Here is a 23,317-nt window from a genome sequence, read left to right as displayed (position 1 = left end):
GAAGGAACATGCTGATGTCTGTACAGGAAAATGCTGCGCAGGGTAGTGCGACGACCGTATTAGAGAAGAACCGCCCCGTTGCCCAAGGGGTTTATGCCTCTTTATTTGAAAAAATCAACCTGAGCCCTGTGTCCTCACTGACGGGTCTGGATGCTTTCCAGAACAACGATACCCTAGCAGATGCCACGACTGATGAACGTGTCACTGCCGCCGTCAGTGTCTTTTTAGACTTGCTTAAGCAGTCATCCAAAAAAGTGGAAAAGCTGGATAAAACTCTGCTGGATGGCCATATTGCGGCGCTGGATGATCAAATCAGTCGCCAGTTGGATGCGGTGATGCATCACCCCGATTTCCAACGTGTAGAGTCCACCTGGCGCGGTGTGAAATCCCTTATCGATCAAACCGATTTCCGTCAAAACGTCCGTATTGAGCTGCTGGATATCAGTAAAGACCATCTGGTGCAGGATTTTGAAGATGCCCCTGAAATCGTGCAAAGCGGTCTTTACACTCAGACTTACATTCAGGAATACGACACCCCCGGTGGCGAACCGATTGCCGCGGCGATTTCCAACTATGAGTTTGACCGTAGCCCACAAGATATCGCGTTATTACGCAATATCTCCAAGGTAGCCGCGGCGGCCCATATGCCGTTTATCGGTTCAGTGGGGCCCGAGTTCTTTGGTAAAGAAAACATGGAAGACGTGGCGGCCATCAAAGATATTGGTAACTACTTTGACCGTGCTGAATACATCAAATGGAAGGCTTTCCGCGACTCGGATGATTCCCGTTATATCGGCTTGACTATGCCACGTGTTTTGGGGCGCTTGCCGTACGGTCCTGATACTGTACCAGTACGTAGCTTTAATTACGTAGAGCAGGTGAAAGGGCCGGACCACGACCGTTATCTGTGGACTAACGCTTCGTTCGCCTTTGCCGCCAATATGGTGAAAAGCTTCATCAAAAACGGTTGGTGCGTACAGATTCGTGGTCCACAAGCGGGTGGTGCCGTGACTGATTTGCCCATTCACTTATACGATTTAGGTACCGGTAATCAGGTAAAAATCCCTTCAGAAGTGATGATCCCAGAAACCCGCGAGTTTGAGTTTGCCAATCTGGGCTTTATCCCACTGTCTTACTACAAAAACCGTGATTACTCTTGCTTCTTCTCGGCCAACTCTACCCAGAAGCCTGCATTGTATGAAACGGCGGATGCGACAGCGAACAGCCGTATCAACGCCCGCTTGCCGTACATCTTCCTGCTGTCACGTATTGCTCATTACCTGAAGTTGATCCAACGCGAAAATATCGGCACCACCAAAGACCGCCGTTTGTTGGAGTTGGAACTGAACAACTGGGTGCGCAGTCTAGTCACTGAAATGACTGATCCGGGTGATGATTTGCAGGCTTCCCATCCACTACGTGATGCAAAAGTCACAGTAGAGGATATTGAAGACAACCCCGGTTTCTTCCGCGTCAAACTGTATGCCGTACCACACTTCCAAGTGGAAGGCATGGATGTGAATTTGTCATTGGTCTCGCAGATGCCGAAGGCTAAGGCATAAGGCAGGAAGCACGATGAAGATTTATCGTCCGCTATGGAACGATGGGGCCTTTTTGGCCCCGCAACAATTCCAGCAGCAGTCCCGCTGGGATACTTATGTGGCAGATAGCGTGGCCCATATGGTACTGGCGTCTCCGTGGGGAGTTATTGAGACAGCATTCGACAATGGATCACTGGCGCTTTCCCGCCTGAACGCTCTACAACTGGTGGTTCGTTTTCCCGATGGCACGCTGGTTGATTCAGAACGGGCGGATAACTTACCGCCTGCTTGCGACTTGTCTGCGGTGTCAGACCGTGACGTTGTTGAGGTGGTACTGGCATTGCCACTGCTTTCGGCTAATGGTGGCAATCTGGATGATGGACAGGACAGTGCACGCCCCCGACGCTGGCAGCAGGAGTGGGTCACGGTACAGGAACTTGCCGGTCATGAGCGTACTGAACTGGCGATAATGCGCCATGCTATTACGTTGCGTTTTGCTCATCAAGAAAACAGTGCTTATCTGACCTGTCCTGTGGTGCGGTTGGTCCGCAGTACTCAGGGGCAGTGGATGCAGGATGAGAGTTTTATCCCGCCGATGCTATCGCTGGCGGCAAGTCAGGTTGTGCTGTCACAACTGGGGGATTTAATCCACCGTCTACAGGCACGTCGGCGTCGCCTGATGGCTATGCGACGTGAAAGCAACGAGCGCATGGCGGATTTTGCCGTGGCCGATGTGTCGCTATTTTGGTTGCTGAATGCGTTAAACAGTGCTGAACCAGTACTGATGGAACTGTATCAGATGCCTTCGCGCCATCCCGAGCTGTTCTATCGCGAACTGGTCCGCCTCGCCGGTAGCCTGTTGACGTTTTCTCTGGTGCATAAAGCCGAGGATATTCCGCTGTATCAGCATGACGCGCCGGAGCAGGTTTTCCCTCCACTGTTTACCTTACTTGACGCCTTGCTCGAAGCCAGCCTGCCGTCTCGTATGGTGGTGATTGAACTGACCCATGAGGGGCAATTTTGGACCGGTTCATTGCACGATGCTCGCCTGCGTGAAGGGGCTGATTTCTACCTCTCTGTTCGCTCTTCGATCCCCAATCATCTGTTGCAAACCCAGTTCCCGTTGTTGTGTAAAGCTGGCAGCGTTGAGGATGTGTCAGATGTGGTCAATGTGGCGTTGAACGGTGTGGTGATTAAACCACTGTCCCATGTTCCGGCCGCTATCCCGCTGCGTCTGGAGAATCAGTACTTTGCCCTTGATCTCAAAGGGCCAGCAGCGCAAGCCATGTTGGATGTGGGTAACTGTGCTTTCTACACTCCAGGTTCGCTGGGTGATATCAAACTTGAACTGTTTGCGGTGCTGCGCTCATGAGCAAAATAAATTCATCTGTCGTTGATGCGATTTTTTATCCCTGCTGGCTCATGGTTAGCCAGTTGCGTAACGGTCAGGAAATTGAAGACGGTGAGGCTTTGTACCGCCGTGCCTGTGAGTGGATTGACGACGCACGCGAGGCGTTGTCGCGTGCCGGTTTCAGTGAAATCAGCAGTGACCATATGTTGTATACCCAGTGTGCGTTACTGGATGAAAGTGTGTTGAACCGCCAGAAACAGGACAGTGGCTATACCAAATGGCTGAAAAACCCACTTCAGGCTCGCTACTTTAATACCCTGAATGCAGGTGAGGAATTGTGGGAGCGGATCCGTACGGTGTTGCAGGAGCCGGCACCCGATACGGCAGTACTGACCTGCTTTTACCGTGCATTGACCCTAGGATTTGCTGGTCGCTACCGTGAACAGGGCGATGAGCGCAGAGAAGATGTGGTGCGTAAGCTGAGTTTGCTGGTGCCCCCATTCGCTTCCTCACAGGACACACCGCTGGTCTCGCGCTCACTGCGTCTGCGCTCCGGACGCAAAACCTATTGGTTCTCATGGGTTGCGGGTGTCGCAATCCTGGTTGCTTTGTGGTTCATGTTATCCAACTGGCTTACGCAGATGGTGTCTCAGCTAACAGGGATGCATTAGCGGATGCGTGGATTAACACAGTTACTCCTGTTGCTGTTGGGTGCATGCCTAGCACTGTGGCTTATCCTAGGTTTCTGGCCGTTGGGAACGGGTAGCCGTGTGGCACTGAGCATCGTGGTTGTCATCCTCTGTGGTGGTGTCGGTTATTTCCAGTGGCGCAAACACAACCGCTATAAAGTGGCTCATGACTCCATTGCAGATTCAACGCTACCCCCTGAAGATTTTCAGGGGGCGGTGGTCCTGGTTTGCGGTGACAGCGATGCTTTGTTTTCCGCATCTGCCTCTTTTCGTGAAACCCGTCTAGGTTGGTATCTCGCGGTGAAGATGCCGGAACAATTACCGATCCTCGCGCAACATTTGGCCGTTGAACGTCCAGCGCTGATTGCTCAGATATCGGTGTTACTGGCTATCGTGCCGGAGCAGCATCAGGTTCGCGATGATTTTTCACAATCTGTGCTGGCTTGGCAACGGGCCATCGTGCAGTGCAAAGGTTGGCTTGCGGGGATACCACCGGTCTGGGTATGTATCTGGCTTTCACCCCCAACCCCCTCGTCAGAGCCGTCAGAACGCTGGTACACGGTCACTCCAGAGCAAAAAGGTATTCAGGTTCAGGAAGCCGGGGCCGGTGTTATGCCACTGATTGAATGGAGTCAGCATCAAGATCGAAACATTCAGGAAAGATTGAGTGCGGTATTCTGGATGGAGAGTCTTCTGAGCTGGCTTGATGAACATGTTTTAAGCATCCTGACACAGCGGCAAGGGGATGTCCCCGCACTTATTCCATGCGCATGGGGCTACTGCTTTACTCCAGTTACGGGGCGTCAAAACAATCTGTGGCAGACATACATTCGTGGAGTCACCACGCTGACACCTATAGCCACCACAGAGCAAAATGACCTGTCGTTGCCAGAGGTGTTATTGCCTTACCTGCCTCGCCGTCGTGGCGTCTCTCGCTTGATGCAGACCTGGCAGATGGCCGGTGTACTGTGCGGTGTATTTTTACTATTTGCCCTGCTGGCCTCATATATCAATAACCAACGTTTGGTCCAGAGCGTTGGCGATCACCTTTCGCTGTATAACCGACTCACCGGCACGCCTCCAGCTCCGAAGACTCTGGCCCAACAGCAACTGCGCACAGATGTACATCTATTGGATGATTGGTTACGCATAGGTGCACCTATGCGTTTGTCTCTGGGCTTGTATCAGGGACTGCGGCTTAAGGCTCCGCTTGATATTGCTATCAATAGCTGGACGTCTCCGCCACCGCCCCCTCCTGTAATTAATCGAATTGTTCAGGGACCCAAAACCCTGCGACTAGACAGCCTGTCACTGTTTGACGTGGGTCAATCAGAACTTAAATCCGGTTCTACCAAAGTACTTATTAATGCGCTGGTTGGGATTAAGGCCAAACCAGGCTGGCTGATCGTAGTAGCAGGTCATACCGATATTACGGGGGATAGTCAGTCCAATCAGATTTTGTCACTTAAGCGGGCGGGATCGGTACGTGACTGGATGCATGATACCGGGGACATTCCGGAAAGCTGCTTTGCCGTACAAGGCTATGGCGAGAGTCGGCCTCTGAAATCTAATGATACGGAAGCGGGCCGTGCGGCCAACCGCCGTGTCGAAATCAGCCTGGTACCGCAGGCTGATGCCTGTCGCCTGCCAGGCGTAAAAACAGCGTCACAGGATGAAAGTGACGTATCAACTCAAGAAATGGAGAAGTAAACCATGGCAATTCCAGTCTATCTGTGGCTGAAAGACGACGGCGGTGCAGACATCAAGGGTTCTGTTGATGTGCAAAGCCGTGAAGGCAGCATTGAGATCGTGGCTCAGGATCATAACCTGTACATCCCAACCGATAACAATACTGGCAAGCTGACAGGCACCCGTATCCATACCCCGTTCATTTTCACCAAAGAAATCGATGCGTCTACCCCTTATCTGTACAAGGCAGTGACCACCGGTCAAACGCTGAAAACCGCCGAGTTCAAATGGTACCGCATTGATGACGCTGGTCAGGAAGTTGAATATTTCAACACCAAACTGGAAAACGTCAAAGTGGTTAAAGTCGCGCCGAAAATGCATGACATCAAAGATCCGGCGAAAGAGAAGCACAACCACTTGGAACTGGTGGAACTGCGCTACGAAAAAGTCACTTGGACCTTTAAAGACGGCAACATCATTCATTCCGATTCATGGAACGAACGCGCCACCGCATAGTTACCCGTCATTCTTCGCGCCGCAGGTGCGTTGGCGACGTTCGCTCACCCTGATCACATAGTTATCTATGCTCCCAGGGGCTCGTTCACTTGCCGTCTGCCTGCAACACGAATTATTTAGGGTAACCCGCATCAGCAGGCGGTTCGCCGTCTGCTTTTTGTGTTTTTAGCTGAGTATCGGCTTATCGGTATTGCGTTAAACACACTGACAATTTATCAGATGACCTTATGGGCCTTGGTTTATGGCTATGGGCGGTAGCGTGCCTGACGCCAGCTTCATCCGGCTAACGTATTAGGTTTCGCATACAAGGAAGAGAATTTATGACCACGCATTCAGCACACTTATTACGCCGATTAAATCCTTATTGCGCTCAGGCACTGGCCGGTGCTGCAACCCTGTGCCAGACCCGCGCTCATGCCGAGATCACTATCGAGCACTGGTTGTTGAAATTGCTGGAACAAGGTGAAGGTGACATCACCGTTATTGCTCGTCGTTATGAGTGGGACATGGACAGCCTGTGGCAGGGATTATTGGCCCATCTAGAAACTTTACCGCGCACGGTACAGGGTAAACCTCAGCTCTCAGCTGCACTACAGCAACTGATCAAAAGTGCTTGGTTGGATGCCTCGTTGCAGGAAAACGTAGATGCAGTGCGTTCCTCCCATCTCCTGTCAGCCCTGATAAAAAAACCGTCATTATTGGTTGCCGATGCGGCTTGGCCATTGCTGAGTTTGAGCACAACGCAACTTATTCGCTTGTTACCGCTGCTGGATAGCCAATCGGATGAGCGCCCTGAACTTCAGCAAACTGCGGCACTGGCAGACACGCCGGTTAATCTGACGGATGAAGCTCCGACCACCACCTCCGCCAGTGGTCAGGCTCAATTAAACGATGCTCTGCAAGCGGCGCTGGATAAATTCACGCTAGACGTGACCGCCAAAGCGAAAGCGGGGCAGATTGACCCAATTTTTGGCCGTGACACAGAAATCCGCCAAATGGTTGATATTTTGTCGCGTCGCCGTAAAAACAACCCGATTTTGGTCGGTGAACCGGGCGTCGGTAAAACCGCGCTGGTGGAAGGTCTGGCACTGCGTATTGCCGATGGCAACGTGCCTGATAGCCTGAAAACCGTCAGTCTGCGCACCCTTGACCTTGGTCTGTTGCAAGCCGGTGCGGGTGTCAAAGGCGAGTTCGAACAGCGCCTAAAAAATGTTATCGAAGCGGTACAACAATCGCCGACGCCAGTGCTGCTCTTTATCGACGAAGCCCACACCATTATCGGTGCCGGTAATCAGGCCGGTGGCGCAGATGCCGCTAACCTGTTGAAGCCTGCACTGGCTCGTGGCGAACTGCGCACTATCGCGGCCACCACCTGGTCGGAATATAAACAGTACTTTGAGCGCGATGCTGCACTGGAGCGCCGCTTCCAGCGGGTTTTAGTGGACGAGCCGGATGATGCCAAAGCCAGTTTGATGCTGCGAGGCTTAAAAGGCCGTTATGCCGAGCACCACGGCGTGCATATCCTTGATTCCGCCATTACGGCTGCGGTCACCCTATCGCGACGCTTCCTGACCGGCCGTCAACTGCCGGATAAAGCTGTTGATCTGCTCGATACTGCCGGTGCTCGAGTACGTATGAGCATTGATACGTTGCCCGCTGCGCTGATGGAAATTAACGCTGAACTGGCCGCGCTAGAGATGGAACAGCAGGCCATTGAACAGGATGTGCTCTTGTTGCCGAACGTCGGTTCAACACGCTTACATGAGATTGAACAGCGCCGTGCAGAGCTGGTGGTTGAGCAACAGCAGCTTGAACAGCAGTATCAGGAAGAGAAACGACTGACTTCACTTATCGTCGAAGCACGTCAAGATATCGCTAACGTGGCGGATCTTGCCACGTTGCAGGAAGCATTAAGCCAGATTCAGGGTAACGCGCCGCTGCTGTCGCTGGATGTTGATGTCCGCACGGTGGCGACAGTTATCGCCGACTGGACGGGCGTCCCGCTGAGTAGCCTGCTGAAAGATGAACAGACCGATTTATTACAGCTAGAAAGTCACCTCGCGACACGTGTCGTTGGTCAGGATGTTGCGCTGGTTGAGATGGCGCAACGTTTACGTGCTGCTAAAACCGGCCTCACGCCGGAAAATGGCCCATTAGGTGTATTTCTGCTCGTCGGCCCCAGTGGTGTCGGGAAAACCGAGACGGCGCTAGCACTGGCCGATACGCTATTTGGCGGCGAGAAATCGCTGGTCACCATCAACATGTCTGAATATCAGGAAGCGCACACCGTCTCTCAGCTTAAAGGCTCACCTCCAGGCTATGTTGGTTACGGTCAGGGCGGCATCCTAACTGAAGCGGTGCGCAAACGTCCGTACAGCGTGGTATTGCTCGATGAGGTAGAGAAAGCGCACACCGATGTCATCAATCTGTTCTATCAGGTGTTTGACCGCGGCTTTATGCGCGACGGTGAAGGGCGCGAAATTGATTTTCGTAACACCGTGATCCTAATGACCGCCAATCTGGGCAGTGATCATCTGATGCAGCTACTGGATGAACAACCGGAAGCAACTTATAGCGATCTGCATGAGCTGCTGCGCCCGATCCTGCGTGATCATTTCCAGCCCGCGCTGTTGGCCCGCTTCCAGACCCTGATTTACCGCCCGCTAGACGCCACTGCGTTGCGTACCATCGTCGAAATGAAACTGGCACAGGTCGCTAAACGTCTGAACAAACATTATGGCCTGCATTGCACGATTGAAGAAAGTCTGTACGACACGCTGGTCGCCGCCTGCTTGCTACCAGATACCGGCGCGCGCAACATCGACAGTTTGCTGAATCAGCAGATCTTGCCGGTATTGAGCCAACAACTGCTGAGCCGATTGTCTGAACAACAGCGCACCTCGTCGCTGACATTGGGCTGGGATGAAGAAGAAGGGATTGTGCTGGAGTTTGGTAATGACTAAGGAAAATAAGGACACATTAAAAGAAGGAGGTATCCGGTTGCTGACCTCGGGAGAGACGGAGCTGGCGAAGTCAGTTTTCGGATCAACTATCCAGTACCACACTGTCTGGATCCATCATGGTAGTTACCTACCTTTTAATCTGCAAGATGAACATACGGCAATGACGCCGAATGGTGAGATGTATTTTCGCTACTGGTATCGGGATGATTTCTCCGCAACAGTGCCTCATCTGCGGCATCTCTTTATTCATGAAATGAGTCATGTATGGCAGCGTGCCAAAGGAATGAATGTCATTGCGAGAGGGTTGGTCAGTTGGCTGGTCAGTTACAAATATAAACTTGATGGGCGGCTGTTAAGCGAATATCCCATGGAGCAACAAGCCCAAATCATCGCCGATAATTTTTTGTTACAGACCGAAGGCTATAAGACATGGTGTGATCTACTTGATTCAAATAATGTCACAATGGCGGGTGATATCAGTGAGGAAATGATACAGCAAAAATATACAGCAGCTTTGCGAGGATTTCCTTGGTGAACATAATAAAATATCGTTTTTTGCGCACGGCAATTCTGTCTCTTGCTTGTTTATTTATACTCACTGGATGTCCTGGTTCAGGTGATCGATTACAACCTGATGAAGATGCTCAGGTCAGCATGGCGGGAGACAGTATTTGTTTTTTTGTCCCGAATACTGATGATTATCAGCCGGCAAATATTGCGATTAACTCCAGGGATACCCCCCACAGGGAACAGAACATTACGTTTGACCCCGGACTTCGTGTAACAGATGGGAAGTTATGTATTCCTCCCTCTTTTTACTCTTTTCCGGATAAAGGACAGTTCATTGTAGGCTACGTTCTAACGTCTAAAGCGCACGGCAATGTACCTCGAAGAATAGTGGCAGGAATTGAAATTTCAAATGGTCGGGTTTATGGCATTTCCCTTACGGATCGGGAAGCTGCGAGATAAGTCTTGCTTCAGCCGCATGAATATCCCCTGATTGTCCGCTTAGTATTTCTCTACCTGTGTTGCTCGATGAGGTAGAGAAAGCGTACACCGATGTCATCAATCTGTTCTATCAGGTGTTTGACCGCGGCTTTATGCGCGACGGTGAAGGGCGCGAAATTGATTTTCGTAACACCGTGATCCTAATGACCGCCAATCTGGGCAGTGATCATCTGATGCAGTTACTGGATGAACAACCGGAAGCAACTTATAGCGATCTGCATGAGCTGCTACGCCCGATCCTGCGTGATCATTTCCAGCCCGCGCTGTTGGCCCGCTTCCAGACCCTGATTTACCGCCCGCTAGACGCCACTGCGTTGCGTACCATCGTCGAAATGAAACTGGCACAGGTCGCTAAACGTCTGAACAAACATTATGGCCTGCATTGCACGATTGAAGAAAGTCTGTACGACACGCTGGTCGCCGCCTGCTTGCTACCAGATACCGGCGCGCGCAACATCGACAGTTTGCTGAATCAGCAGATCTTGCCGGTATTGAGCCAACAACTGCTGGGCCGCATGAGCGAGCAGCAGCGCACCTCGTCGCTGACATTGGGCTGGGATGAAGAAGAAGGGATTGTGCTGGAGTTTGGTAATGACTAAGGAAAATAAGGACACATTAAAAGAAGGGGGTATCCGGTTGCTGACCTCGGGAGAGACGGAGCTGGCGAAGTCAGTTTTCGGATCAACTATCCAGTACCACACTGTCTGGATCCATCATGGTAGTTACCTACCTTTTAATCTGCAAGATGAACATACGGCAATGACGCCGAATGGTGAGATTTATTTCCGTAATGAGTACCGGGATGATTTCTCGCAGACAACAGATAATTTACAACATTTGTTCATTCATGAAATGAGCCATGTATGGCAGCGTGCCAAAGGAATGAATGTCATTGCGAGAGGGCTGGTTAGTTGGCTGGTCAGTTACAGATATAAACTCGATGGGCGACTGTTAAGCGAATATCCCATGGAGCAACAAGCGCAAATTATTGCGGATAACTTTACATTGCAGGCGAGTGATTAGAGTGCCTGGAGGCGATTGAGAAGAAATAATATTATTACTCTTGATGGCGATATTTCTGAAGTCGTAATAAGAAAATCATACCGAAATGTACTGCGAGGGTTTCCTTGGTGATAAGAAACAAACTGAGTTTTCTATTTTTCACGATGTTGTCTTTATTTTGCTTATTGATGTTAACAGGATGTCCATGGGGACAAATGAAGTATTATCCCTCTGAGACGGCCAGCACTTACATGAATGGTGATTCGGTATGCTTCTTTATTCCTAATGCGCAAGATTATCAGCCTGTTTTTATCTCTATTAATCTCAGGAGTCCCCCCCCTAAAGAAGGGACATTCACAGATGAACCTAATCTAACAATTATAGATGGGAAACTTTGTATCCCACCTTCGTTTTATCATCTTCCTGATACCTCCACCGGACCTTTTATTGTTCAACTTGTTATTGAGTCCAAAGATAAGGGTAACCATCCAAGACATTTTGTATTGGGATTTGAAATGCTCAATAGAAGGGCTTATGACGTGCCGCTAACTAAACGCGAATATGATGAGCCATCCATCGCCAGCAAAATTTAACGATAAAGATAGGTTTTGCCTGTTTTGTACTTGAAATAAGCAGGTTATTACCACGGAGTAAAACCCATGAATCTTACTAATACGCTACAGAACACATTATCAAAACTTACCGGAATTACTCTGAATCGCTACCGCCTTGATATTCCTTCCTGCCTGTCACCATTGGACGTCGAAGATTTCAGCGGCAATGAGGGACTCAGCAATACATATCACTACAATATACTGTTCACCAGCACAGACAAAAATATTGATGCGGACCAATTACTGCGCAAACCAGCAACGCTGACGATGGGGACTGGCTTGTTGCAGAGTTTGATGGAACAGAAGGTGGTGCATGGTGTTATCACAGATTTTCGCCGGATATCGGGTTCAGCCGATCAGGTTAATTATCAGATAACGCTAGAACCTTTCATCGCATTGTTGGATAACCAGTACCGCACCCACCGTTTTTTTGTTAATAAATCGGTACCTGAAGTTGTCGAACAAATACTTCAGGAACATGGCCTGAAGGACTGGGAATATGAGTTCACCCTGAAACAGACCTACCCGAAACGTGAGCAGATAAACCAGTATCAGGAGACAGACCTTAAGTTTATTGAGCGGTTGCTCTCAGAGATGGGGATATTTTATTTCTTCACTTTGCAGCCGGACACCCAGACTGAAGTGGTGCATTTTGCTGATAAGCAGAGTGCCTATGAGTTTGGTAAATCCCTGCCGCTGAATAGCCCGTCAGGCATGAGTGACACCGGAGTAGAGTCAGTCTGGGGGCTGAGTGTACATCACAATGTCGTTGAGGCCAGCGTTACTGCGAAAGATTACAACTACCGTGAAGCGCAGAAAGTGTTACAGTCCACCCGAACAGACATGACGCGCGGCGACGGTGAAGGGGTCACTTATGGTGAAGTGTATCACTACAAACCTCGCCATCTGGATACTGGCGATAAAATCGACCCTACAGCAGAAACCGCTAACTTCCTTGCCCGCCTTGACCATGAACGTTTTCTGTCAGCACAAACACTGATCACCGGTCTTAGCGCCGATCCCACATTACACCCTGCTCAGGTGCTGACGGTAACCGACACATCAATCCCGTCCACGCTGCCGGAGCTGTTGACACAACCGATGGTCGTGGTACGCACTGGGTTTAGCGCCAGCCGTAAAGATGCACTGAAAGTCACTATCGCAGCCGTCCCTTACAGTGAAACTCTATGTTGGCGTCCGGCATTGCTTCCGCGTCCAAAAGTCAGCGGCACGATGATGGCTCGAGTGACCAGTGCGAAGTCGAACGATATTTATGCTTGGCAGGATACCTCTGGCCTATATCGGGTGAAATTTGATGCAGACCAGGACGATAAGGCACAAGGGCAGGAGAGCATGCCGGTGCGACTCGCCAAACCTTACGGTGGCGATGTGTACGGTATCCACTTCCCGCTGATACAAGGCACCGAGGTAGCGATAGCCTTCCATGACGGTGACCCGGACCGCCCGTATATTGCCCATGCCCTGCACGATTCGCGTCATACCGACCATGTCACCGAAAAAAATAATACCCGTAACGTGATCCGCACGCCTGCTTTCAACAAGCTCAGGATGGAAGACCAGCGTGGCGAAGAACACATCAAGCTCAGCACCGAGTACGGCGGAAAAACCCAGTTGAACCTCGGGCATAACGTGGATGCCCAGCGCAATTTACGGGGTGAAGGTGCAGAGCTACGTACCGATGATTGGGTAGCGGTACGGGGGGGCAAAGGGGTGTTTATCAGTGCAGATAAACAGCCGTCTGCTGGGGGGGAAATGCTGGATATGAGCGAGGCAATAAGCCAACTGGAGACGGCTTTGTCGCTAGCGAAAAGCCTATCGCAAGCAGTACAAACCGCGCAAGCACATGAAGGAGATATTGCTAGTCAGCAGCAGTTGAACAAAACGCTGAACGAACTGAGCGCGGCAGGGATATTACTGCATGCCCCGGAAGGTATAGGGATAGTGAGCCCAAAAGCGGTACGGATAGCCTCGGGCGGTGAAAGTGTCGGTGTAATGTCAGGGCACAACACTGATATCAGCGCGGGTAAGTCATTCACGGTGGCGGCGAGTGATGCGGTGAGTCTATTTGCGCAAGGGCAGGGCATGAAACTGTTTGCGGGCAAGGGTAAGATAGAAATACAGGCGCAGAGTGATGCGATTTTAGCGACGGCCCAAAAAGATATCGAAATCCGCAGCGCAGAAGGGAAAGTGGAAATATCGGCGAACAGTGAGTTAGTGCTGACTTGTGGTGGAGCCTATATCAAACTCAGCGGTGGGAATATTGAACTGGGTTGCCCGGGTAATATCTTGCTGAAGTCGGCCAATGTACAGAAGATGGGCGCGGCAAGTCTGAATGTAGCACCTAAAGTATTCCCTCGTGGTTTTGGGGGGAGTTATGCCCTTACTGATGAAAAAACTGGGGAAGCCTTACCCTTTACTCGCTATCAGATAACAACTAGCGCAGGGGATGTTTACTCAGGAACGACTGACATTGAAGGGAAAACAGCCAAAATTTTCACCACCACTCCAATGCCATTGACCATCAGTTCACCAGATGAATCACTGGATGAGCAATTAAGGGCGATAGATGAGTCAACGGGAGAGCCACTGGTGGAATATGCTTACTATGCAAAATCGCAAGATGGACAGGTTTACTCGGGATTTACCGATGCTCAAGGACTGACTGAACGGATGGTGACTCAGGGAAAATCGGAAATAACTGTACTTTGGGGTGATGAAGCTCTTGCTCGGATAGAGAAGGACGCATAAATGAATCAGAAAACAGTCGTGAAACCCAATAATAAAACGGGTTCTGTCCAGGATGTCAAAATTAAATCTGTCTACTTTGATGAGCTATGGTCGGCTTACCCTTCAAGTACGATCAAACATATTGATCCCAAGTCGAAAGACGATATATTTTCAGATCACTGCGCAATAAATGTCAGTCAGGCTTTGTATAAATGTGGCATATTGATGAAAAGCTTTAAAGGAACTCGGTGTTGGAATTGCCCGACACCGGACAGTACAGGAAAAGGAATTCATGCTATCCGTGCCCAAGAACTGAGTGATTATCTTAAAAGTCAGAAAACACTTCCTTTTGCCGGTGGCAAAAAGCCACTGGAGTTGACAGGAAAGACTTATGAAGATGCTGTGTCTGATAAAACAGGGCTCATCTTTTTCCAAGATTATTGGTTACGCTCTGGTGAAAAATCCCCTACTGGCGATCATATTGATTTATGGAAGAACAATAAATTAGCCAGTCTGGGATGGTTATCTACTTGGGCAAGAAGAACCTTTCCTCAGGCATCTGAAAGTTACCTGTCAATGTCTGACCTAAGGAAATCAACCAAAGTCTTGTTCTGGGAGATTCTATGAAAAGAAAATTTTTTCATATATCTCTTTATATTTTACTTTCCTTAACCTTATTTTTTATCTTCATTATCACTGGTTTTTCATCATCTCTTTATCATGTCTATGAAGGTTTTATCCTACAAGGACACTATGAGGGGGAAACCAAAGCCGCATTTTATATGGTTTTTTTAATGAAATGGTTGCTGCCAAGCTGTTTTTTATTAGTTAGTGTCTTCTATGGTGCTTATTTATGGAAAAGGAAAAGCAACCTGTGAGGGAATCTCTTTTGTTAAAAAGAAATAATTCAGAACTAATAAAAGAGGTGAGCAGGTGAGTAATAAAGAACATAATACTTCAATAAAAGAAGAAAGTAAGACCGTATCACTCAGCGCAAAAAACCAAACAAGTTGGATTGAATTCCAATTACTGGATGAGATGAATGATCCTGTCGTTAATATGCCGTACCGGGCCATAAATGATGCGACCAGAAGTGGTCATGTGAAAGAGTATACAGGCAGTAGCGATGCTAGTGGCATTATACGTATTGAGGGAATACACCATCTTGACCTGACCTTGTTTATTGAGGCCCAACCTCTCGCAGATGAAATGGAAACTCGATCGCTGCGTGTCGGTAGGGAAGAAAAGTATTCAACGGTTAAAAAATTGGCAGAACAAGAAGGGTATGAGTACCAGTACATCACTATTGGGAAATTGTGCGATAAATTACCGGCGATTACCCCTAATTGGGAAGATAAAAAGAAACCGCCGGCATATCATTTCCCAGATACTCAGTTTGGCGGTTTGACGGTTAAAAAATTGAATCGCCGCCATATTTTGGAGATTTGTCCTTTCCGAGCATGGTCTTTAGTTTTGCATCATATACCCGAATACTCGGTGGTGAATGCTTATAATCTGGTTTTGATGTCAATATTATCTTATGCAGATTACCATACGAATGGTGATGGGCAAGCAACGGGGTCGATAACACATTTCTTTAACCAGCAAATGCTAGAACTAGCTCGCGTGCCGTATCAAGTAAATGATAAGAAATTTCAGCCTATTGTTAAAGATGTGCCTTTTCACCAGCGTTATACTGATGTTGAATTTATAGATTCGAGTCAGGGTGCTGATGCAAAAAAGGATACACAGTTATTTTTCGCAGCTAATAGTGTTGAGGTCATTGTAGCTTGGCGTGGAACAGCAAGTCTCAAGGACGTTGTTTCGGATATTACTTATAAACCTATTGATCTTACTTGCGATATAAAAGCGCCTTGTAGTGGTATCGTTAATAATGGGTTAGTGCATCAGGGCTTTCTCGATGCATTTCAAGCTGTTTATAGTAATGAAGATATAAATATAAATAGCAAGCTAGATAAGCTTTATGATCTTTTAGCTACTAAAGAGCTATATATTTGTGGGCATAGTTTAGGTGGAGCTCTAGCCTTAGTTCATGCGGCGAAGTTCATTGACTCTGATCCAATATTATATACTTATGGAATGCCACGTACTTTTACTCTAAGTGCTATGGGTGAATTAGAAAGGATACCTCATTATAGACATGTTAATGAGAATGATGCAGTACCCTCTGTACCTCCAGAGCGAGAATTAGATAATCATTTCTATAAACTATGGGGACCATTAGGGTACGTTTTTGGTTATAGTTGGTCTATTGTTAAGACTTTAGTCCCGATTGGGAGTGAGGTTTTTTGTCATCATGGTGAAGTTGTGCACTTTTTCAAAGCAGAGTCAGTTTTGGAGTGGTTGGAAGAGCGAAATCCACGAGCTAAAATTAAAATTAGAAAGCGCCTTTCAGAAACAGCAAAACTATTTTTGGTTCCTTGCTTAAGCTCGCATAGTGATGAAAATGCGAAAAATAATCAGCAAGAATTTATTCAAGAAATAGATAAAGAAAGTAAAGATAAATTATTCCCAAAACATGGCAATCCTGAGCTTAAAAATGCACTAAACGGAGGTAACCATCCATCCGGAAAGTATGCAGAATATATTGGTGATAGATTGCTGGAGTTATATGATACAACTAATGATGGTATTTATAAAAAAGAACAGGATGTTTTTATTTTGCAAATGGAGAAGTATAAAAATGATATACCTCAATCTGAGTATAACAGAAATAAGTCTTTCCTGGCCGTTGATAAATTACTCGTTACGACTTTGGATATCACCAAGTCTTTACCAGAAGGTGATATTTCCATGCAACGTTATTGTTTGAAAAAGGATGATCTATGAGATTCAATAAAATATTTATCTTGTTTTTATCTTTATTATGCACTTCTGGTTGCATGGCAAAAGATAGAGCAATCTCACCGCCGAGTGATAATCAATGGGTAGATGTTGAAATTAAGGCACCAAACAATACACAGGCAACACCATTAGCTGCATTTTACATTTCTGATAAGTGTAAAAAAGAAAGATATAATACAGATATGAATATATATTTAGTGTCTGGAACGCAAACAAATTATATAAATATGAATTTTGATAAAATGTCGGGCAATTATAAAAGTAAAATTCCTATAAATGGTGGTGGGCAATGTGAGTGGAAATTGAGTCGTATAACTTTAGGTATCAAGTACTCTAGAAGTGAACATATTATTAAAAATAGTGGAGTTAAGATAGGGACTGCAGTTGGTATTGAGGTGGCTTTTGATGATCAAGGTGAACGGAATGGTGATTATATCTCTGCTAATACTCCTCTAACAGTATCTCCAACTTACTATCCAATAGTTAAAGAACGCTATATTGTTGATGAAGGTGTTTTTTTATCTTTGTTTGGAAAAAAAGATTTTGAATTGTATAAAGTAAATAATAATGATGGAGGTGATTTAATAATAAACTTCTCACCAACTGTTGATGAATCTAAAGTTGTGAGAATGGTTGGTCCAAAGATCAAAAAGAAAGGTAATAATTGGCGTATAGAGTATCCAAATGGAAGCGTCACGTCGAATGGTGAAGTAACTCCTGATTTTGAGAAATTGAGTTCAATGTAATTTACTTCTCATTTATTATTTATTGAAATACCTGTTTTTGTCTCTAGAGGATTTGCTGCTGCAGGCATTAACAGTAACCAAATTTATGAGTGGAAGAACAGAAGCGTTCGAACGTTTTGCGGCTTATGGCTAAGAGGATGCTGAATAGTATGAGTCGATTAAAATTAAGTAGCTTGGGCATAGCCTTAATGATGAAATTTAAAAAATTTCATCTTTTTTTGTGTGTGTTGTTAGTCATATTATTTAGTGGTTGCGTGGAAAGAAATAGAGCAATTTCACCGCCGAGTGATAATCAATGGGTCGATGTTGAAATTAAAACACCAAAAAATACAGAGGCTTTTCCAATAGTTGCATTTTACACTTCTGATGAATGCAAAAAGGAACGATACAACGTAGATATGAAGTTGTATCAACTAAAAGGTACTCAGGCTCGTAGTATCAATATGGAGTTTGATAAAATCTCAGGTAATTATCGAAGTCAAATTCCAATGAATGGTGGTGGGCAATGTAAATGGCGCTTAAGTAAGGTAACATTGGGCATCCAATATTCCAGAACAGAGCATCTAATTAAAAATGGTGGAGGCCAGATAGGAACAGCCGTTGGTATTGAAGTTGCATTTGATGATGAAGGGGTGAAAAATGGCGACTATATACTTACTACAAGTCCTTTATCACTAACGCCGACCTATTATCCAATAATTACCAAAAAGTATCTTCCTAGCGAAATTACTCAACTGTCCTTGCTAGGGAAAGAGGCTTTTGAATCTTATAGAATTAATATTATTAATAATGAGAATGTAAACATAAAATTATCTCCCATCCTGGATGAGTCTAAAATTGTTAAAAAAATTGGGCCAAAGAATAGATGTGTGGGTAATTTCTTTCACATAGAATATCCCGACGGAAGTGTTACATCTAATGGTGAAGTAACTCCTGATTTTGAGAAGTTGAGTTCAATGTAATTTACTTCTCACTTATTGTTTATTGAATGCATTAATACAAAAAATTAATAATAATGTCTTTAAAGAGAAAATAGCATTATAGGTGGGTGACATGCCAATGGAAATTGAGTGAGTTTAATTTAGAGATAGAATAAATTGATGCGAGCATCTGGGGAAAGAACTAGTATCAGGCCCAGCAGTGGGACAACGATAGCATCGGATGATGTAACTTCCCACAATGGGTAGTTTGAAAGTGTTAACGGTAATAACTTGAAGTTAGCGTCAAAATATTTTCTTATGATAACGAGATGGAGCTAAAGGAAAAATTAAAATAAGCCTGGTGACTCAATAAATTCTGATGGTTCAATTTATCTAGCCTGCTGAGCAGTGGAAAAATTAATATATATTCATCGGGAGATAAAGGATATTGGATTACTCACTATAAGAAGAAGGATATTTAATGAGCTTTTTTATTAGTTGGTGTTTTTTATAGTGCTTATTTATGGAAAAATAAAATGAACCCGTAGGGGATTTCTTTGTTAAGAAGAGATAACTCAGGACTAATAAAAGAGGTTCGCAGGTGAGTAATAAAGAACATAATACTTCAATAAAACAGGAAAGTAAGACCGTATCCCTCAGCACAAAAGACCAAACAAGTTGGGTTGAATTCCAATTACTGGATGAGATGAATAATCCTGTTGCTAATATGCCGTATCGGGCCATTAATGATGCGATCAGAAGTGGTCATGTAAAAGAGTATACTGGCAATAGCGATGCCAGTGGCATTATACGTATTGAGGGGTTACACCATCTTGACCTGACACTGTTTATTGCGGCTCAACCTCTCGCAGATGAAATGGAAAAGCGGCCATTGAGTCTTGAGCGAGTAAGTTCGTATCAAATGAAAATGGCGCCAATAAATGTGGATAAAGAAAGTGGGTGTATTTGTTATTATACTGTAATAGGCCAGCTTTGTGATAAAGCACCTAACATTCTGGGGTGGGTAGATACCAAACTACCGAAATTTCATTTTCCTGACCCTGACTTCTCTGGGTTATTGATTTCCAATATGTATTTTAATGCACGTATTCTTATTAGAATTTGTCCTTTTAGGGCTTGGATCTTGCTGTTACACCACACAAAGGAATACTCAATTGTCAATGCTATGAATTTAGGTTTGATGACTGACTTTGCCTATTCAGGTGGTGATAAGATTAATAAATTTTTTAATCATCAATGTTTGGATTTGTCCCAGGTTCCACAGTTGTTATATCGTCCTGTCATAATTGATGTTCCGTTCAGTGAACGTTATGTTAATCCTACATTTCTGGATACTAGTGTTGGGGATTCATCGGATGGCGACACTCAATTATTTTATATCAGTAATCAGAAGCAGATTTTGATTGCTTGGCGCGGGACTGAACCCACAAAATTTGGCGATATCAGCACAGATGCTACATTTCGTCCAATACCCTGTTCCGCAGTGGTTGCCATAGGACGTGTTCATAAAGGTTTTCTGAATGGTTTTGAACGAGCACAACAAAAATTCTCTGATAAATTTAGTGAAATTACACAGAAATTGGCTGGACGAGAGCTTTTTATCTGTGGTCATAGCCTTGGTGGGGCATTAACACTTATACATGCGGCGACACTGAAAAATTATAACCCTGTTATTTACACTTATGGAATGCCCCGTACTTTCACTGCAACGGCTGTTTCATCTTTGCAGGGTATTACCCATTACCGGCATGTGAATGATTCTGATTCGGTTACCAGTGTTCCACCAGAAGCTGAGCTTGATAATGCGTTGTATGATTTATGGGGGCCGCTCGGAACTCTATTAGGATTTAGATTATCTCTTATTGAGATTCAACTGCAGGTAAGGGGAATGAAGTTTGGTGACCCTTATTGGCATCACGGTAATGTCGTGGTCTTTTTTAAGGCGGAGCAGTCGGTAATTCAGTCGCAAAAACAACCTATTCTTTGGATTGGTGGCGGTAGTCGTCGTTCCCCTAATATCTCTGTCACATATAAAAGTAAAAGCATAGCAAAGCTTTATCTTGTACCGTCATTGAATGAAAGTGTTGCTTGTTTGTCGGAAGAAAAACAAAAAACATTTATACATTGTTTAGACTCCAACAGTCTTAATCACCATTTTCCGAAGAATAGCAATCCTAATCTCGATTCATTAACTAATCCAATGAACCACTTAATGTCAAGCCAGTATATGCCCTTTGTTAATAATCAACTTATCGAATTAATAGATACTAATCGTCCTTTGGAGAGAAAAAGAAAAAGACAGTTTTTCGCAGAAAAGCTTAATCAAGCGATAAGCCCTGAGAGTAATACTTCTGAAAATGAAGTAAGCAGGAACCGTCTTTTCCTTTCGTTACAAGATATGCTACCTGCTACATTGTTAATATCAGAGTCAGATGATACGTGGAAAAATGCACTCACTCGGTTTAAGAACGTTGCGGAGGAAGAAATTGAAAAAGCTGATTAAGTACAGCCTTTTGATGGTGCCAGTTTTGTTATCTGGTTGTGAAAAGGACGAAGGTCTATCTCCTCCGCTGAACGGGAAGAGTGTTTCTGTTACGGTGAAAATTCCGCATGAAATAGATGCACTCCCGCTAGGCGTGATGTACCGCTCGACTAAATGTCTTAAGAAACGAAGTAACGCTAATGGTGAAAGTTATGAGGTACCTGGATTCCATTTTACTGAGATTAATCTTAAACAGATAGAGAATAGTGACCTTTTTGAATCACAGGTCCCTTTCTATGGTGGTGGAAACTGTCAGTGGAAATTAAGTAATGTCACAATGGGAATTAAATATAAAAAAAATACTTTATCTGAAAGTGGTGATATCACAAATATACCGATAAACGAAATAATTACATTTGATGAAATGGAACCTCAAAGGATTAGTGGTTCTTATAAAGATGTATATAAAGAGTTGGTTATTAGTGGTGATTATTATCCAATGATGACAACTTATCGAATTAAGGACCAATCTAAAACGCTATCTATAGTAAAGGAAACTGATTTTATATATAAAATGCATGAAGCAGATAAAGTGTTTGTGTATCCGGTTATTCATTCTAATTTAATTATTAAAGCGATGGAACCTGATAAGCAAAAAGTTGGTGAGTATTTTGAGGTTACATATCCTGATGGGGTTGTGACCTCTTCGCCATACTTTCCTGATTTTAAGAAACTTCGAACATTACAATGAATTAATAGATACTAATCGTCCTTTGGAGAGAAAAAGGCAAAGACAGTTTTTCGCAGAAAAGCTTAATCAAGCGATAAGCCCTGAGAGTAATACTTCTGAAAATGAAGTAAGCAGGAACCGTCGTTTCCTTTCGTTACAAGATATGCTACCTACTACATTGTTAATATCAGAGTCAGATGATACGTGGAAAAATGCACTCACTCGGTTTAAGAACGTTGCGGAGGAAGAAATTGAAAAAGCTGATTAAGTACAGCCTTTTGATGGTGCTAGTTTTGTTATCTGGTTGTGAAAAGGATGAAGGTCTATCTCCTCCGCTGAACGGGAAGAGTGTTTCTGTTACGGTGAAAATTCCGCATGAAATAGATGCACTCCCACTAGGCGTGATGTACCGCTCGACTATATGTCTTAAGAAACGAAGTAACGCTAATGGTGAAAGTTATGAGGTACCTGGATTCCATTTTACTGAGATTAATCTTAAACAGGTAGAGAATAGTGACCTTTTTGAATCACAGGTCCCTTTTGATGGTGGTGGAAACTGTCAGTGGAAATTAAGTAATGTCACCATAGGGATTAAGTATAAAGTACCATCAGATTTTTCTGTGGACATAAAAGAAAACTATACAAATGAAGTTATATTTGTATTCGATAAAAATGAGGCGCAAAGAACAAATTGGAATTATGAAAATGTTTCTGGTGATAAAAAAATAATTAGGGATTACTACCCAATGGTTACTACTCGATATATTAATGGGTTCTCTAGAGAGTTGTCAATTTATGGCTTGGATAATAAATTTACTTATCGCATGTATAATACTAATAAAATAATATATGAAGCCAATGTGTATTCTAATAAATTAGTATTCAGAGAGGCACCAAAGAAACAAGGAGAGAATTTCTCGATAAAATATCCAGATGGTTCCATTGTGGTTGATGATTCAATTTTTCCAGACTTAAAAAAACTTCAGTCTACACACTAAGTGGCTATGCTTTTATAGCGTCTACCTCCTATTTTATCTCACATAAACTTTTTATCTTAAGTTGCTGATATAGCTTATGGTGCGACTCTTTATCCGTCACACCTATTATTTTAGATGTGCACAGTTTTTTATTATCTCGATATGAACCAAAATTAAGGGAAACCGAATGCCCAAAGGATTTGTTTTATTAGGCGATAAAACAACGCACGGTGGTGAAGTTATTTCTGCGACATCAAGCATGGTCGTTAATGGCAAAAAAGTGGCACTCATGGGCGACATGATTAGCTGCCCTAAAACAGGGCATGGCGTCAATGCCATTATAGAAGGCTCATCTGAATGGGCTTCTGACGGCAAAGCTGTTGTTGTTGATGGTTGCCATTGTGAGTGTGGATGCCAGGTTATCTCCAGTGCACCAGATTGTTCAATAGGATAAA

General features: G+C 45.1%; 18 protein-coding genes and 2 pseudogenes. All 20 read left to right on the top strand.

Features of this window, described 5'->3' with window-relative positions:
• Positions 1 to 8 precede the first annotated feature (8 nt).
• The 20 genes and pseudogenes from tssC to ACIOG0_RS13895 all read left to right on the top strand — a co-directional run bounded on the left by tssC (position 9) and on the right by ACIOG0_RS13895 (position 23,316).
• Positions 9 to 1,562, top strand: coding sequence for a type VI secretion system contractile sheath large subunit (gene tssC / locus ACIOG0_RS13990; RefSeq protein WP_050098427.1), 1,554 nt, complete (start codon positions 9 to 11; stop codon positions 1,560 to 1,562).
• A 13-nt stretch (positions 1,563 to 1,575) separates the two neighbouring features.
• Positions 1,576 to 2,913, top strand: coding sequence for a type VI secretion system baseplate subunit TssK (gene tssK, locus ACIOG0_RS13985; RefSeq protein WP_128451067.1), 1,338 nt, complete (start codon positions 1,576 to 1,578; stop codon positions 2,911 to 2,913).
• Complete coding sequence (gene tssL, locus ACIOG0_RS13980; protein ID WP_128451066.1) at positions 2,910 to 3,563, top strand: type VI secretion system protein TssL, short form; 654 nt, start codon at positions 2,910 to 2,912, stop codon at positions 3,561 to 3,563. The genes tssK and tssL overlap by 4 nt, the downstream gene beginning before the upstream one ends.
• A 3-nt stretch (positions 3,564 to 3,566) precedes the next feature.
• Complete coding sequence (locus tag ACIOG0_RS13975; protein ID WP_145581997.1) at positions 3,567 to 5,291, top strand: OmpA family protein; 1,725 nt, start codon at positions 3,567 to 3,569, stop codon at positions 5,289 to 5,291.
• A 3-nt stretch (positions 5,292 to 5,294) separates the two neighbouring features.
• Positions 5,295 to 5,786, top strand: a complete 492-nt coding sequence (locus ACIOG0_RS13970; RefSeq protein ID WP_050098423.1) for an Hcp family type VI secretion system effector — start codon at positions 5,295 to 5,297, stop codon at positions 5,784 to 5,786.
• Positions 5,787 to 6,106: 320 nt separating this feature from the next.
• Complete coding sequence (gene tssH / locus ACIOG0_RS13965; RefSeq protein ID WP_145581999.1) at positions 6,107 to 8,749, top strand: type VI secretion system ATPase TssH; 2,643 nt, start codon at positions 6,107 to 6,109, stop codon at positions 8,747 to 8,749.
• Entirely contained in the window at positions 8,742 to 9,284 is a 543-nt protein-coding gene (locus ACIOG0_RS13960; RefSeq protein ID WP_128451063.1) for a type IV secretion protein Rhs, read from the top strand. The genes tssH and ACIOG0_RS13960 overlap by 8 nt, the downstream gene beginning before the upstream one ends.
• Complete coding sequence (locus ACIOG0_RS13955) at positions 9,281 to 9,718, top strand: putative T6SS immunity periplasmic lipoprotein (protein ID WP_235895324.1); 438 nt, start codon at positions 9,281 to 9,283, stop codon at positions 9,716 to 9,718. Before ACIOG0_RS13960 ends, ACIOG0_RS13955 begins: the two co-directional genes overlap by 4 nt.
• Positions 9,719 to 9,774: 56 nt before the next feature.
• Positions 9,775 to 10,356: pseudogene (locus tag ACIOG0_RS13950) on the top strand (AAA family ATPase); the annotation flags it as partial.
• Positions 10,349 to 10,891 (top strand): annotated as a pseudogene (locus ACIOG0_RS13945) (type IV secretion protein Rhs). The pseudogenes ACIOG0_RS13950 and ACIOG0_RS13945, both read left to right, overlap by 8 nt.
• Positions 10,892 to 10,974: 83 nt before the next feature.
• The gene (locus tag ACIOG0_RS13940; RefSeq protein ID WP_235895325.1) at positions 10,975 to 11,352 is read left to right on the top strand and encodes a putative T6SS immunity periplasmic lipoprotein; all 378 of its coding nucleotides are present in this window, start codon (positions 10,975 to 10,977) and stop codon (positions 11,350 to 11,352) included.
• 66 nt (positions 11,353 to 11,418) lie between these two features.
• The gene (locus ACIOG0_RS13935; RefSeq protein WP_128451061.1) at positions 11,419 to 14,142 is read left to right on the top strand and encodes a type VI secretion system Vgr family protein; all 2,724 of its coding nucleotides are present in this window, start codon (positions 11,419 to 11,421) and stop codon (positions 14,140 to 14,142) included.
• Positions 14,143 to 14,748: a T6SS effector amidase Tae4 family protein gene (locus tag ACIOG0_RS13930; RefSeq protein ID WP_128451060.1), complete on the top strand. Its 606-nt coding sequence runs from the start codon at positions 14,143 to 14,145 to the stop codon at positions 14,746 to 14,748. It abuts the gene before it with no gap.
• A gap of 306 nt (positions 14,749 to 15,054) precedes the next feature.
• Positions 15,055 to 16,971 carry a lipase family protein gene (locus ACIOG0_RS13925; RefSeq protein ID WP_128451059.1) on the top strand — a complete coding sequence of 639 codons (1,917 nt, stop codon included), beginning with the start codon at positions 15,055 to 15,057 and terminating at the stop codon, positions 16,969 to 16,971.
• Complete coding sequence (locus ACIOG0_RS13920; RefSeq protein ID WP_235895127.1) at positions 16,968 to 17,732, top strand: hypothetical protein; 765 nt, start codon at positions 16,968 to 16,970, stop codon at positions 17,730 to 17,732. Before ACIOG0_RS13925 ends, ACIOG0_RS13920 begins: the two co-directional genes overlap by 4 nt.
• A gap of 149 nt (positions 17,733 to 17,881) precedes the next feature.
• Entirely contained in the window at positions 17,882 to 18,694 is an 813-nt protein-coding gene (locus tag ACIOG0_RS13915; protein WP_235895126.1) for a hypothetical protein, read from the top strand.
• Between the two features lie 559 nt (positions 18,695 to 19,253).
• Entirely contained in the window at positions 19,254 to 21,176 is a 1,923-nt protein-coding gene (locus ACIOG0_RS13910; RefSeq protein ID WP_404704869.1) for a lipase family protein, read from the top strand.
• Complete coding sequence (locus ACIOG0_RS13905; RefSeq protein WP_404704868.1) at positions 21,160 to 21,906, top strand: hypothetical protein; 747 nt, start codon at positions 21,160 to 21,162, stop codon at positions 21,904 to 21,906. Before ACIOG0_RS13910 ends, ACIOG0_RS13905 begins: the two co-directional genes overlap by 17 nt.
• Positions 21,907 to 22,136: 230 nt before the next feature.
• On the top strand, positions 22,137 to 22,883 hold the full coding sequence (locus ACIOG0_RS13900; protein ID WP_128451057.1) for a hypothetical protein: 747 nt from the start codon (positions 22,137 to 22,139) through the stop codon (positions 22,881 to 22,883).
• A gap of 166 nt (positions 22,884 to 23,049) precedes the next feature.
• Positions 23,050 to 23,316 (top strand): PAAR domain-containing protein, encoded by a 267-nt coding sequence (locus tag ACIOG0_RS13895; RefSeq protein ID WP_128451056.1) that lies wholly within the window; start codon positions 23,050 to 23,052, stop codon positions 23,314 to 23,316.
• Position 23,317: the final 1 nt, after the last annotated feature.

Source organism: Yersinia vastinensis, from assembly GCF_044905075.1.
Classification (GTDB): domain Bacteria; phylum Pseudomonadota; class Gammaproteobacteria; order Enterobacterales; family Enterobacteriaceae; genus Yersinia; species Yersinia vastinensis.
This window is presented reverse-complemented; position numbering and strand designations above follow the sequence as displayed.

Coding starts and splice junctions, on each gene's coding strand:
- tssC (WP_050098427.1), top strand. CDS start 9: ATGCTGATGTCTGTACAGGAAAATGCTGCGCAGGGTAGTGCGACGACC.
- tssK (WP_128451067.1), top strand. CDS start 1,576: ATGAAGATTTATCGTCCGCTATGGAACGATGGGGCCTTTTTGGCCCCG.
- tssL (WP_128451066.1), top strand. CDS start 2,910: ATGAGCAAAATAAATTCATCTGTCGTTGATGCGATTTTTTATCCCTGC.
- ACIOG0_RS13975 (WP_145581997.1), top strand. CDS start 3,567: ATGCGTGGATTAACACAGTTACTCCTGTTGCTGTTGGGTGCATGCCTA.
- ACIOG0_RS13970 (WP_050098423.1), top strand. CDS start 5,295: ATGGCAATTCCAGTCTATCTGTGGCTGAAAGACGACGGCGGTGCAGAC.
- tssH (WP_145581999.1), top strand. CDS start 6,107: ATGACCACGCATTCAGCACACTTATTACGCCGATTAAATCCTTATTGC.
- ACIOG0_RS13960 (WP_128451063.1), top strand. CDS start 8,742: ATGACTAAGGAAAATAAGGACACATTAAAAGAAGGAGGTATCCGGTTG.
- ACIOG0_RS13940 (WP_235895325.1), top strand. CDS start 10,975: ATGAAGTATTATCCCTCTGAGACGGCCAGCACTTACATGAATGGTGAT.
- ACIOG0_RS13935 (WP_128451061.1), top strand. CDS start 11,419: ATGAATCTTACTAATACGCTACAGAACACATTATCAAAACTTACCGGA.
- ACIOG0_RS13930 (WP_128451060.1), top strand. CDS start 14,143: ATGAATCAGAAAACAGTCGTGAAACCCAATAATAAAACGGGTTCTGTC.
- ACIOG0_RS13920 (WP_235895127.1), top strand. CDS start 16,968: ATGAGATTCAATAAAATATTTATCTTGTTTTTATCTTTATTATGCACT.
- ACIOG0_RS13915 (WP_235895126.1), top strand. CDS start 17,882: ATGAGTCGATTAAAATTAAGTAGCTTGGGCATAGCCTTAATGATGAAA.
- ACIOG0_RS13895 (WP_128451056.1), top strand. CDS start 23,050: ATGCCCAAAGGATTTGTTTTATTAGGCGATAAAACAACGCACGGTGGT.